Source organism: Clostridium sp. CM027, assembly GCF_024730565.1.
In the GTDB taxonomy this organism is placed as follows: domain Bacteria; phylum Bacillota; class Clostridia; order Clostridiales; family Clostridiaceae; genus Clostridium_AD; species Clostridium_AD estertheticum_B.
This window is the reverse complement of sequence record NZ_CP077725.1, coordinates 2,281,302-2,294,158: the sequence shown is the minus strand read 5'-3', so window position 1 is coordinate 2,294,158 and position 12,857 is coordinate 2,281,302. Positions and strand designations below refer to the sequence as shown.

Sequence of the window (12,857 nt, the reverse complement as noted above, 5' to 3'; positions counted from 1 at the left end):
TCGCTTATAAATCAATTGCAAAGTTTATTTAAGTTCTGGCCAATATCCTTTATTTGCTAAAATTAACGCATCAAGTACTTTACGTGCTTTTTCAGCAGATACTACTGTTCTATTTAAAGTTAGAGCTTGCAAAGCTTTTTGGTATGAACCTTCCATATATGCATCGACAGTTAGCTTTTCATAAGCTAATTGACCCTCCATTAATCCTTTATAGAAAGTAGATATATTTCCTACAGCGAGGGGTCTTGGTCCATTAGATGTCATTACAGCTGCTACTTCTACCATTGCATCATCTTGAATATTTGAAATCACACCATTATTTTCAGTTATTACTATATATATACGTTGTTTATTATAAGCAATAGACTGGGCAACTTCTATCATGAATTCACTATGTGCATCATTGTGTACAAGTACCGAACCTCTTGAAGTACCCACTTGTGTAACTCGTATGCATTCTTCAAACACTTTTCTTTCTCTACCATCCATTACTTCATTAGCACGAGTATAATTTGGATCTGAGTGTGCTACTTTTTCGCTTGGATATAAATAATATTGTAAGTAGGTATTTGGAAGATACTCTGGGAAGTCTTTAAGCATCTTTGAAACATTCTCATAAGTTGCAAGCCAAGATTTGTCGCGTTGCTCTGCATCAACAGGCTTAAACCCATTTTCACATATTAATTCTCTTAACTTTGGAGCTAAGTCTGTTCCATCTTTATCAAATAAATGTGTAAACCAACCAAAATGATTTAATCCAAAGTAAACTGGTTCAAACTCACTAGAATCCATTCCTAAAATTTTACCGTAAGATCTTAATAAATTTACAGGTTGATCACACATGTTCAATATTTTTTTATCATCCGGAAATACTCTTCTAACTGCCTCTGCCACTATAGCTGCTGGATTTGTATAGTTTAAAATCCATGCATCTTTTGAGTATTTACGGATATCATTAATAGTGTTTATCATATCACCTATAGAACGTAATCCATAAGCAAATCCACCCGCACCACAAGTTTCTTGTCCTACAAGCCCCATACTTAATGGTATTTTTTCATCTTTTTCACGCATTTTAAATCCGCCAGTTCTCATCTGCATAAACACAAAATCCACGTCTTTATAAGCCTCTTCTACATCTGTTGTATAATAAAATTCTAATTCTGGATAGTTTTCTGAAAATAACACCTTTGCAAATTCACCAATAATTGATTGTCTTTGCGCATCAATGTCAAACAGGACTAACCTATTCATTGGGAATGTTTCTTTCATTTTACATAGGCTTTGTAATAGTCCTGGAGTCCATGTACTTCCTCCCCCAACTAGCGTTACGTTAAACTTTTTCAATTGAATCACTCCTATTTATATTATTTTACTGATTTTAAATTGTAAATATAATCATCTACCATGTTTCGTATTTTTGTAACTCTTCCCCCATAAACAATATGAATTGTATTTGGATCAGGAATAATTATACCATTTGGTTTTGTCTTTTTTATTAAATCCTTATTTATTTTTGAACCATCTTTTAACTCAACACGCAAACGTGAAATGCAGTTATCTACATCCACAATATTGTCAAGACCGCCTAGGCCTTCAACGATATTACGTGCTGAAATTTTATCATCACCAGTTAAAGCTTCTCCAGTTCCCGTTTCTTCTTCAGAATCTTCAAAGTCAGATTTACTTCTTCCAATTGTCATTACGTTGAATTTAGAAATAATAAAGCTAAATGAGAAATAATACATTGCAAAGAAAATCGGGCCTAAAAACAAGTAAATAACCCATTTCGTTTGTGCACCTTGTAATACTCCGAAAACAAACCAGTCAATAATTCCACCTTGAATATTTCCAATAGCAGCATGAAACATAGCAGGTACTAAAAATGAAAGACCTGCAAAAACAGAATTCACAATCCATAAGAGAGGAGAAATAAATATGAATGTAAATTCAATCGGTTCTGTAATTCCTGTTAGAATAGCCGCAGTTAAACCAGCTAAAAAGAATTTAATCACTTTGTCTCGTTTCTCTGGAAGAGCTTTACGGTAAATAGCATATACTACAGCTGGCATTCCAAATGCCATGTGTAAGATTTTACCTTGTGCTAAATACTGTGTTGCATTTGTTGAAAACTGTAAATTGTTATCTAGTTGATAAAGATAAATCTGCATTGCACCAACTAAATTATTCCCATCGATAGTCTCTATCCCACCTAATGCCGTAAAACGGAATGTTTGGTTTAAAATATGATGTAATCCTGTAGGATTGATGATCTTTTCTGTAAACCCATAAAGGAAAACTCCAAATAGTCCTGCTTCACTGATAAGTTTTCCTGTGGAAATAATTGCTGCATTAATCGCTGGCCAAACAAATGCTAGTATCATACCCACAATTACCATGATAAGTGCTGAGATAATTGGAACAAATCGCTTACCACTATAAAATGATAAGGCTGGATGTAATTCCGTTTTTCTGAATTTATTATGGATTAGAACTCCCATAAGACCTGCTATAATACCGCCAATCACATTCATGTTATAGACAAATATTCCAAGCATATTTGTAAATAATGAATTCTTCAAGATTGCATCCACTTGACTCATTGATTTATTTGCCGTTAAATATTCAACAGTTGTTGTTAATGGTGTAAGTCCTTGCACGCTTAAAATATAACTTATACCAACAAGCATTGCAATATAGCCAACAACTGCAGAAAACACTGCAACTTCTTTATCACGTTTTACCATTCCAAGTGGGATTGCCATAGCAAACAATAAAGGAAGTTGTGCAAATGGCAGTCCGGATACTTTACGGATAAGTCCTAAAAAGATTTGTAATGGCTCATTTCCTAAAAAAGGTATCGCTTTAATAATGTTTGGATTCTGAAGCGCTGCAGCCAGCCCCAAAAATATTGCCATAAAGGACAATAAAGAAATTGGAAATAATAATGACTTCCCAAAGCTTTGAAAATTCTTCTTAAAATTTGACATTTAATAGCCCCCTAATATTTAGGTTAATTTTAAATTTATGTTATTAATTAGTTATAACTAAAAGAATTCTATTTTTTAATTATAATGTTTAAAATTTCTTGTGGTTTAATAGTGTAGGCTGTTATTTTCTCTAATTTGTTTTCGGTTGGAGTTGCTAAGTAAGTTTCTTCTGTGAAAACAAGTGAAACATTCTCATCCTTAGGGTTAAACATCCGTATAAAAAGATCATTTGTTTGTTCTGTAAGTTTTAATGCAGATACAACGCATCCATTTAAATCCAAATTTAAACTTGTATTAATATTGGTTGTAAACCTAGGTATATTAACATTAAAACGATTAAATTCCTTTAATTGATACCCCATAATAGGAGTTAAAAATTCTTTTCCTTCAAAGGCTTTATTAACCTTTGGCTTATGGAAAGTAAATGCTAAGTTAAATGTAAATTTCTGATTTTGGAGTTGATTATCAGGTGTTTCAATTTCAATGCCTGAAGGTCTTCCTGGCCGATTTATAAGTTCACGTTTTCCAAGGTGGGAAAAGCATCTAAAGAGTGTAATATAAATGTTTTTATCGTAAACCTCATATTCTTTTAATCCATAAGCAAAAATAGTTCCTTGCTTATCTTCATTTTCTAAAGAAATATAGGATTGAAAAGTTTCAATAGAGACAGGTTTTTCCACCCATTTTTCTTCTTTCCAAACTGAAAGTTCTTTATGGTTATACACAGGCTTTTTAACAACAGATAAATGAGAATCTACCTGGACTGTATCGGAAACAATCTCTGTATTAAATACCAATCGATATCTGGCATCCATGGCCATATTGGTATGCCTTATTTGCACATAACCTTTTGCATCTCCCTTATATAAGGTTATGTTAACTTCAAAACATACCTCTGTGCTAAGCTTGCCTTCTGCTCTTTCATTAAGGTCATTTGGTACAATATAATTAAGCTTACATTTTAGTACTTCTAAATTACTATCTTTGATGGTGGTAATATTTGTAATGTTAACATTTTGATGATTTATAAGTATATCTTTGTGTGGCGGTGAATAATCATAACTATCACCTGCATCACCACTATTCTCAATGGAAATTACATTTTGTACAACTTCACCGGTAGATTTATTTTTCAATGATATTGTATTTTCCTGAACTAGCAGTTCATAAAATTCATTTTCAATGGACTCATCATTGTTTATATTTACCTGCTTATTCCCCTCAAGGTCTTTATAACTTAAATAGCGAATACTAAGCCCATCAATTTCATTTATTTTTGCTTTTACTTTACTTTTATAGACTTTTATATCCAATAAGCGAGCAGCCACTTGACGATCAATAAGTCCCGCATCAACCAATTCTTGTTCTAATAACACATATTCAATATGATTACTTTCTTCATCTAGGATCTCGAAATTACTTGAACGGGTAATCAATTCAATTTCTACAAATTGATCTTTTCTTAAATGCGGTAAAAAGTTGTAAATTGTAATAGTTTTTTCATCTTGATTCTTATTTCCTAAAGAAATTAACCTCATATACAACTCAGTTTGTGTATCCACGGCCTCTTTCACATTTAGTAATCTTTTCTTAATATCTTGATTTACATAATCTGAATTACAACCGCCTATACTATCATGAGCATGAGCGCCAAACATCTGTTTATAACATTTAGCGAATAGTGCATGAGGGTAGTCTAATTTTAAATGCGATGCTAAAACTGCTAAAGGTTCTAAAATATTGTACATTTTATATTCAATTTCAGTATTAAGTAGCTTAATATCCATTCTTGTAGAATTGATGGTTCGATGAATTCGTGCATGCTTGCTGTGGATAAGCTCTCCTTCTACAACTTCAAGCTTACAATCCCTTAAAGAATCTACGTAACTCTCAAAATCACTAACGCTTATATTATCGTCGGGATATATTTTTTTTAAGTGTTTTATAATAAGATGTATATCTTTTTGGATAGGCATCTGATCGTGACCGTTCATAACAAGCCTGGCATTACCTGCACTGTAGTTATCTAGTACCTCTAGAATTTTCCCCGTACGCTGCTTCAAAGCATCATAATCAGACTCTAAATATTTGGCTCCTTGATAACCAGTGGCAAGATTAATTCCATAAATTCTACTTCCATCAATTCCTTCCCAAATAAAGTCTGATTTTGGGGCCATTAATTCACTGAACCCTCGCCAAAAGACTGTACTTTCAATACCAAACTGTTTGTAAATTTGTGGCATCTGACTGGAATGCCCAAAAGTGTCTGGCGCATACCCAACTTTCATCACGTCTCCATATTTAAGTGCGGTTTTAATCCCATAATATAAATTACGAATTATTGATTCTCCATGGACAATCAGTAAGTCTGTTTGGGTGTACCATGGTCCAGTGCGAAGCTGATTTGACTGTACTACCGCCCTTAACCGATCTTCCCATTCTGGTGCCACCTCCAAAAAATCATCTATCATGACACTTTGACCGTCTAATATATATATAATATCTTCATGTTCCTCTAAAAACTGAATTACTTCCTGGAAATGGTTTCTGAGTAGCACCTGTGTTTCATCTTTTGTAAAATACCATTCACGATCCCAATGCGTATGCATAAGTATCTTTATATCTCTTTTCATTGTGACCCTCCCTACTGCGATGTAATTCTTTACATTTTCATTATACGACGTTTTATTACCTTGTTATCTCCAAGTTTACGGATAATTATACATAAAATTTGTGCAAAAAAAAACATAGTAGTGGTTCTACTATGTGAAAAGAATACAATTCATTTTTTTATAATACCTTGGCTATTTGATCAATAAGCTCATTTACCATAATAATCATATGAATTTGTTGTTCCCTAGAAATACCATCTAGTTTATCCATATTAACTTCATGGTAAAAAACACCATCACTAATTTGAGCAAGGCTACTATCTTTTTTAGTAATTGATACCAGCTGCATATTGTAACTCTTAGCTTTCCTTGCTATTTGATTTATCCTAAGAGTTTCCCCAGAGCTTGAAAAAATAACAATTACATAATCCTTAAATTGATCAAGCATTTTTATTTCGCTAACAAATACTGTAGGAATTCCGAGGTATAATAGCTGTCTTTGAAAATATTTAGCTGAAATTTCTGATCCTCCAAGACCATAAATCAATAATTTCACATAACTCCCTTTGAAATATTTAATAATATCTTTTGCACTTTCGAAATTTATTTTTTCTAGAAAAAATTCTGTTTTATTAATACGCTCTTGACTGTGAGTTTCGATAAATGATAGATCTTCTTTAATTGCATACTTCAGTTCACTATAACCATTAAACCCTAAAGTTTTGCATGCACGATTAATGGTTGCTTGCGATGTAAAACTTTTCTCACTTAGTTCTATAACTGACAACCGAGGGATAGAATTAAAATGCTTTTCTAAATAGTCAAATACTGCCTCTTCACTTTTAGAAATTTTATTAATAAACCTACGCTCTTTCAATTTATGAATCACTTTATACTGCAAAGCTCTCCTCCTCTAATCTTCCACCCACCTGGTTCGTGTTCTTTCTTATTAAAATGGAAGCTCCTCATCACTTATTTCATTATTTTCAACTAACCCATTTTCAAAAGCCTGCTCACATGTTATACCAAAAGGAAACCCAATAAAAGTATATCATACTATACTCAAACATCGCACATGTAAAAATTTGATAATTATCTTTAAATACTGTCGCAAAATATAAAATTCATAGTTTTGTGACATCAAATAATGCCAACAAAAAAGGTTTACTTTTGTGACATTTATAGGTTTGTAAAAACAGTATATAATGGTATAATATTCTTAGAAGCTATGTCTGATTGGTATTGTATTATTACATAATGGTAGAAAAACACAAATTGTATATAATGAGGTGCAGAACATGATTGATTATAGTGAAATTATAAAAGAGAACTCTATCTTAGAATCAAACAGATTAATTCTGAGACCATTTTCTATAGAGGATGTAGATGATGTATTCTTATATACCAGTGATGATATTGTAACAAAATATTTAACATGGCCGTCGTATAAGGATATATCACAAACTGAGGACGTAGTAAAAAAAATTTATATAGGTAAAATTGGAGTTTTTGCAATTGAATTAAAATCAGAGCATAAATGTATTGGATGCATTGATTTAAGACTATGTATTCAACATAATAAAGCAAGTTTTGGGTATGTATTGAATAGGAAATATTGGAACAATAATTACATGTCAGAGGTGTTAAGTTTAATATTAGACCTTTCATTTTCAAAATTGGAATTGAATCGCATTGAAGCTACACATTATGTAGGAAATGAAGGTTCGGGTCGTGTTATGCAGAAATGTGGAATGAAATATGAAGGAACAGGTCTACAGGAAGTAAAGGTTAAAGGTACTTTTTATGACGTTGTTCATTATGCAATTTTAAGAGAACATTGGATTAATCCAACACAAGTTCAAAACTTATAAATAGAAATTACAAACTAAGAAGTTGTTTCCTAACTCCATTATTGCAGGGGTTTTTAGATTTGATGAAAAGACATATTATAAGGCTAGTGAATCAGCTAAAGAATTACCAAAAGTTGATTTTAATAAATAGGAGTTACAATATGAAGAATTATTTAATGAAATTAATTAGGAAGATTTATGATATTCCATGGAGAATACTTAACAAAGAAAAGATTAAGATGAGAATTATCTTTGTAGGTATGATAAGTATATTTTTACTGAGTCAAATAACAGCGATGAAGCTAGTGAATGCAGAGACCGAATATCCTAAAGCTACAGAATTGAAATATGTTAATGATTACGGTAAAGTGATAGATAGTAAATCAGCAGAATATATTTTGTCCATAGGTAAAGAATTAGAAGCTAAAACAGGTGCGCAGGCTACTGTTGTAGTTATAGATTCACTGCAGGGAGAAACTATAGAATCTTATGCTACTGGCATTTTTAGAAGCTTTGGTATTGGACAAAAATATAAAAATAATGGATTATTAATTCTGTTATCAATGGAAGAAAAAAAGTGGAGAGTGGAGGTAGGCACAGGTCTAGAAGGGGCGGTTACGGATATATATTCCTCAAGTGTTATGAATGATTTTGCAGTTCCCAAATTCAAGGAAAATCAATATGGAGAAGGTCTTCGTGCAGCATATTCAGCTCTAGCAGATAATATAGCTAAAGAATACAATGTAAAACTAGATAAGGACGTTAATGTTCCACAATATGTTGGAGACTCAAATGTCTTTGAAGACTCACATGTACTTGAAAGCTCAGATCTTGTTGAAAGGGGTAAGAAAAGCCTGATAATAGGATTTTTTGCATTATGGCTTTTTCAATTTGTTCGTAATATAGGGAACGGTGATGGCTTCGGAGGAGGTTCATCAAGTGATGGAGGATCTTTTGGAGACTTCGGAGGTTCTGGAGATGACTCCGGAGGCTTTGGAGGCGGTTCATCTAGTGGGGGAGGATCTTCTGGAGGATGGTAATATAATGATTTTGTAAAATTAAACATTAAAAAGCAGAAAAACAATGTGTTTTCTGCTTTTTTATAATTAGAAATAATTACTATTAAATTTTAGGAGTCTCATATGCGCCTCATATGGATGTATCCTTTTTATTTTTCATTTGAAAATTATTGTTACATTTTTAAAACCCATATTTGATAGCATGCCTTGTAAAAGTAATTTAGTATTAGCATTAGCGCTATCTAAAAATCCTGTTTTTATTAAATCAGCTTCAACCTTAACTTTTTCATTACTGATTTCGTTTATCATATCTTGCATACTAAGCTTGTTAAACATTGAGGATTTTTCATCATAAATGAATAAGTCTTTACTATTTATTACATGATCTAAGATTTTAGCTTTTTTTAAAGTTATAGTAACGCTATCATTAGTGACAAGAACATCTAAATCTTTTAAATCTACTCCAGCTTTAATATAGCCATTGTATTTTATTAAAAATGATTTTTCAGTAAATGGAATAGAGTAATCTTTTAATTTTTTATTATCTCTTAGAGATATTATGTTTGAATAATTATACCTTAATGTAGAAAGTTCTGAAATTTTGGACAATCTTTCCGAAATAAGGGTAGAAGTTATAGAATTATCATTATTAAATTTGATTATAATCGAATTAATCATTATTACCCCGATTATTAATATTAAAAAAATAAATTTATTTTTACGATTTAGGGGGTTAAAGGCGGATTTTAAATTCATACTAACACAACTCCTTATAATATGTGGCGATAACGATTAAAGGGAATTTTACAATTAAATAATAAGTACAGTTATTGTATTATATGGTACTAAAGCATAGTTTTAAAACTAGAAATTCAAAAAAAACGATAATTTTTAAACAAGTGAGGAACCTTAATAAAGTATTTTTAGGAAAATATGTTTTTTTGTGCAAACGCGTGCATTAAACTAAAAAATTATGTATAATGATTATAAAAGATACAATTACAACAAATACAAAAGAAAACAACCAATTAAAAATTAAATTTAATTTTTAATTGGTTAGTGCTAAAAAAGTATAGGAGGGAAAATTAATGGATATTAACAATCTTCCAAGAGTTGCTTATTTTTGTATGGAGTATGGACTACAATCAGACTTTAAAACTTATGCAGGTGGACTAGGAATACTTGCAGGTGACCATTTAAAAGGAGCTAAAGATTTAAATCTACCACTAGTGGGAATAGGTCTCAAGTGGAAACAAGGATATACTGAGCAACTTGTAGATGAAAATGGAAAAGTATACGATACATATCATAATTATAATTATGATTTTTTAAAGGATACAGGGGTAAAAGTAACTGTTAAAATCAGAAATTTGGATGTAGTGTGTAAGGTTTGGAAATTAGAGGAATTTGGGAATAACCCAATATACCTTTTAGATACTGATATACCGGAAAATGGTGACAATTGGATAACTGGACAGTTGTATGGATGGTTTGGAGAAGAAAGAATTGCTCAAGAAATGGTGCTAGGTATTGGTGGAGTAAAAGCTTTGAGGGCATTGGAAATTCCTATAAATGTATACCATTTCAATGAAGGGCATGCGGCACTCGCGGCTACAGAGCTTATTAAAGAAAAAATGCAATCAGGATATAGTTTTGAGGAGTCTTGGAGTAAAACACGTGAGGAAGTAGTATTTACAACTCACACTCCAATAGTTGAAGGTAATGAATCTCATGATGTTTCCAAATTAGAGTACATGGGAGCATTTAATGGATTAACTAGGCAGCAAATGATTAGATTTGGTGGAGAACCATTTAATATGACAATAGCAGGACTTAGGCTTTCAAGAAAGGCTAATGCCGTAGCTCAACTCCACATGGAAACTGCAAATAAAATGTGGAAAACAGTTGCTGGAAGGCCATCTATTATTGGGATAACTAATGGAATTCATAAACCTACTTGGGTAGATAATCGAATCACTAAGGCATATGAAAATAATGGAGACCTATGGGGTACCCATATAACTGTTAAAAAGGAATTAATAGCGTTTATTAAAGAAAGAACGGCCATAACGCTTGATCCGGATAAGTTACTTATCGGATTTGCAAGAAGAGCTGCACCGTATAAGAGAAGCGATTTGATATTTACTGATGAAGAAATTATTTCTCCATTACTCCAAAGTGGAAAAGTTCAAATCGTATTCTCAGGAAAAGCTCATCCACTTGATGATACAGGAAAAGAAATAGTAGCAAAGCTTGTAAGGATGATGAAGAAGTATCCAAATAGCGTAGTGTTTTTAGAAAATTATGACATGAATATAGGAAGGATGCTAACTAGGGGCTCGGATGTTTGGTTGAATAATCCAAGGAGACCTTTAGAAGCTAGCGGAACTTCGGGAATGAAGGCTGCGATGAATGGTGTACTTAACTGCTCTATTCTAGATGGGTGGTGGCCGGAAGCTTGCAAGGATGGTGTAAATGGATGGCAGTTTGGAGATGCAGTGGGTCTTGATGATTTATCAGAAGTAGAATTAGATAAACATGATACAGAAGCTCTTTATGATACTTTAATAAATAGGGTTATGACTACCTATTATGAAAATAGAGAAAAGTGGATAGAGATGATGAAAGAAAGTATTAAAACTACAAGCTATGAATTTTCAGTAGAGAGAATGTTAGACGAATACTATAACAAGATGTATATAAAATAAAATATAAAAACAACTTCAAAACTATTTACAGTCTCTTCAAAATGAAATTTTTAAGGATTGGGAAATAGACTCAATGTGAAAGTAACACAATTAGTATTGTGTTACTTTCAGTTTGAATGTTACTTAATACTAATATTTGATATTATTATGTAATATATTACTTTTAAGTACACAGGGATGCCGTACTGCCTCATATTAACAGGCTAATATACCTTTTCGGGGGGGGGCGGGTACAGCCAACATACGGGTAAAAATAGGCCACATGATGGAAGTAATATCCAACATGTGGCTATATATTGTTTTATAAGTGTTGCAACAAGCCTATTTCTATTTGAAACATTTCATATGTCCTTTTTATAACCCCAGTGAAACATATTTTAATAGTGTCATTAGGTACGCCCTATTGGTATAATTGATTAGTAATGGTAAAATAAGTATTTGGACTGTCCCATAAGACTTGTATCAGAATGGAGGCGGACATTTGAGAAAAATAGGATATGTTCGTGTAAGCTCACAGGACCAAAATGAAGAAATGCAAATTAAACAATTAAATGAAATTGGAGTAGATATTATTTATCAAGAAAAAATATCTGGAGCAACTTTGGATAGAGAGAAACTTAAGAATATTACTATATAATTCTATTTTAATCCATTTTTAATGATTTTTTATAGTATATAAAAATCATTACTACCGTAATATATCCTTCAACTATTGCAAAATGCATTTCTCTGTTGTAATATATACACTATCAGAAAAATAATAGCGTTTAAATAATAAATAAAATTTTTGTTATTCCTAATTTAAGGATATATAAATATAACAAGAATTGTTTAGATAATAGATAGGAGTAACTATGATAGAAATATATTACTATACGATTGTTATGATTGTTATAGCAACCTGGATAATAAGTAGAATTATAATTAATTCTAAAAATAAGCAAATTAATTGGAAATATGAACTTAAAAGAGCGTTTATATTCTTTTGTGTAGCTGTAATACTAAGATTTACTTTCTTTCCTTTTGATTTAGTCAATGGTCATATACAGCCACTTACTTTGGAAATGAATAAAATTTATCCATTCAGAATAAATTTTATTCCATTAGTTAATCTTTTTGATTATGAAGGCTCTATCCGAGATACACTGATTAATGTAATTGGAAATACTGCTATGTTTATCCCTATCGGTATCATAATACCTCTTACATTTTCAAAATTAGATAGTTTTTCAAAAGTGATTACAATAGGCTTTATTACTTCCTTAATCATTGAAATAATGCAACTTCCATTTATTAGTAGGGTATCTGATATTGATGATCTTATTTTAAATACAGTTGGATGTGGTATCGGATTTGCTTTCTATTATTTAGCTCATAGAGTTAAACAATATTATACTAAGAAACTAAGACTGTAAGTTCATTAGTATTGTAGAAAATATTAGTATATGTCCTAAAACCCCTCTTATTTTACAATTTAGGGAATAGTTAAAACGAAAAAGAGTGTATCCATTGAAATTAATTACTTTCATGAGGTACACTCTTTTTTTGTTCTCTCGTTTTCCATGAAACTTTATTTTTTAAACTTTTCCAAATTCTACTGGAACCAAAACGGCAATAGAATTACCATATTAGCCTATATTTATTACAACTACCATCTCCTTCGGTAAAACAGTTCTTT

Annotated in this window: 10 protein-coding genes and 1 pseudogene; 6 read left to right on the top strand and 5 right to left on the bottom strand. The window is 31.5% G+C overall.

Annotated features, from left to right (window positions below; translation table 11 throughout):
• Positions 1 to 24 precede the first annotated feature (24 nt).
• From KTC92_RS10855 to KTC92_RS10840, 4 genes are all read right to left on the bottom strand, one after another.
• On the bottom strand, positions 25 to 1,347 hold the full coding sequence (locus KTC92_RS10855; RefSeq protein WP_220287252.1) for a 6-phospho-alpha-glucosidase: 1,323 nt from the start codon (positions 1,345 to 1,347) through the stop codon (positions 25 to 27).
• Positions 1,348 to 1,367: 20 nt separating this feature from the next.
• On the bottom strand, positions 1,368 to 2,990 hold the full coding sequence (locus KTC92_RS10850) for a PTS transporter subunit EIIC (protein WP_216302333.1): 1,623 nt from the start codon (positions 2,988 to 2,990) through the stop codon (positions 1,368 to 1,370).
• A 68-nt stretch (positions 2,991 to 3,058) separates the two neighbouring features.
• Positions 3,059 to 5,623, bottom strand: coding sequence for a glycoside hydrolase family 38 C-terminal domain-containing protein (locus KTC92_RS10845; protein WP_220287254.1), 2,565 nt, complete (start codon positions 5,621 to 5,623; stop codon positions 3,059 to 3,061).
• Between the two features lie 157 nt (positions 5,624 to 5,780).
• Positions 5,781 to 6,503 (bottom strand): MurR/RpiR family transcriptional regulator, encoded by a 723-nt coding sequence (locus KTC92_RS10840; RefSeq protein ID WP_165413641.1) that lies wholly within the window; start codon positions 6,501 to 6,503, stop codon positions 5,781 to 5,783.
• A gap of 397 nt (positions 6,504 to 6,900) precedes the next feature.
• On the opposite strand from KTC92_RS10840, the gene KTC92_RS10835 reads away from it, so the two are divergent.
• From KTC92_RS10835 to KTC92_RS10825, 3 genes are read left to right on the top strand one after another with little or no spacing between them, the layout of a single operon-like run.
• The gene (locus tag KTC92_RS10835; protein ID WP_216302331.1) at positions 6,901 to 7,473 is read left to right on the top strand and encodes a GNAT family N-acetyltransferase; all 573 of its coding nucleotides are present in this window, start codon (positions 6,901 to 6,903) and stop codon (positions 7,471 to 7,473) included.
• Between the two features lie 22 nt (positions 7,474 to 7,495).
• Complete coding sequence (locus KTC92_RS10830; protein WP_216302330.1) at positions 7,496 to 7,603, top strand: LemA family protein; 108 nt, start codon at positions 7,496 to 7,498, stop codon at positions 7,601 to 7,603.
• 10 nt (positions 7,604 to 7,613) lie between these two features.
• A complete protein-coding gene (locus KTC92_RS10825) occupies positions 7,614 to 8,492 on the top strand; it encodes a YgcG family protein (RefSeq protein ID WP_220287257.1) in 879 nt (292 codons plus the stop codon).
• Between the two features lie 135 nt (positions 8,493 to 8,627).
• Here KTC92_RS10825 and KTC92_RS10820 read toward each other — a convergent pair whose 3' ends face one another.
• Complete coding sequence (locus KTC92_RS10820) at positions 8,628 to 9,149, bottom strand: DUF4230 domain-containing protein (RefSeq protein ID WP_220287259.1); 522 nt, start codon at positions 9,147 to 9,149, stop codon at positions 8,628 to 8,630.
• 410 nt (positions 9,150 to 9,559) lie between these two features.
• Between KTC92_RS10820 and glgP the strand changes: the two genes are divergently transcribed.
• The 3 genes and pseudogenes from glgP to KTC92_RS10805 all read left to right on the top strand — a co-directional run bounded on the left by glgP (position 9,560) and on the right by KTC92_RS10805 (position 12,594).
• Positions 9,560 to 11,179 carry an alpha-glucan family phosphorylase gene (gene glgP, locus KTC92_RS10815; RefSeq protein WP_220287261.1) on the top strand — a complete coding sequence of 540 codons (1,620 nt, stop codon included), beginning with the start codon at positions 9,560 to 9,562 and terminating at the stop codon, positions 11,177 to 11,179.
• Between the two features lie 481 nt (positions 11,180 to 11,660).
• Positions 11,661 to 11,807 (top strand): annotated as a pseudogene (locus tag KTC92_RS10810) (recombinase family protein); the annotation flags it as partial.
• Positions 11,808 to 12,033: 226 nt separating this feature from the next.
• Positions 12,034 to 12,594, top strand: a complete 561-nt coding sequence (locus tag KTC92_RS10805) for a VanZ family protein (protein WP_220287264.1) — start codon at positions 12,034 to 12,036, stop codon at positions 12,592 to 12,594.
• The last annotated feature ends 263 nt before the right edge of the window (positions 12,595 to 12,857 follow it).

What these genes read in the sequence shown, in the direction of transcription:
- KTC92_RS10850 (WP_216302333.1), bottom strand. Translation starts at nt 2,990, where the DNA reads ATGTCAAATTTTAAGAAGAATTTTCAAAGCTTTGGGAAGTCATTATTA.
- KTC92_RS10845 (WP_220287254.1), bottom strand. Translation starts at nt 5,623, where the DNA reads ATGAAAAGAGATATAAAGATACTTATGCATACGCATTGGGATCGTGAA.
- KTC92_RS10835 (WP_216302331.1), top strand. Translation starts at nt 6,901, where the DNA reads ATGATTGATTATAGTGAAATTATAAAAGAGAACTCTATCTTAGAATCA.
- KTC92_RS10825 (WP_220287257.1), top strand. Translation starts at nt 7,614, where the DNA reads ATGAAGAATTATTTAATGAAATTAATTAGGAAGATTTATGATATTCCA.
- KTC92_RS10820 (WP_220287259.1), bottom strand. Translation starts at nt 9,149, where the DNA reads ATGATTAATTCGATTATAATCAAATTTAATAATGATAATTCTATAACT.
- glgP (WP_220287261.1), top strand. Translation starts at nt 9,560, where the DNA reads ATGGATATTAACAATCTTCCAAGAGTTGCTTATTTTTGTATGGAGTAT.
- KTC92_RS10805 (WP_220287264.1), top strand. Translation starts at nt 12,034, where the DNA reads ATGATAGAAATATATTACTATACGATTGTTATGATTGTTATAGCAACC.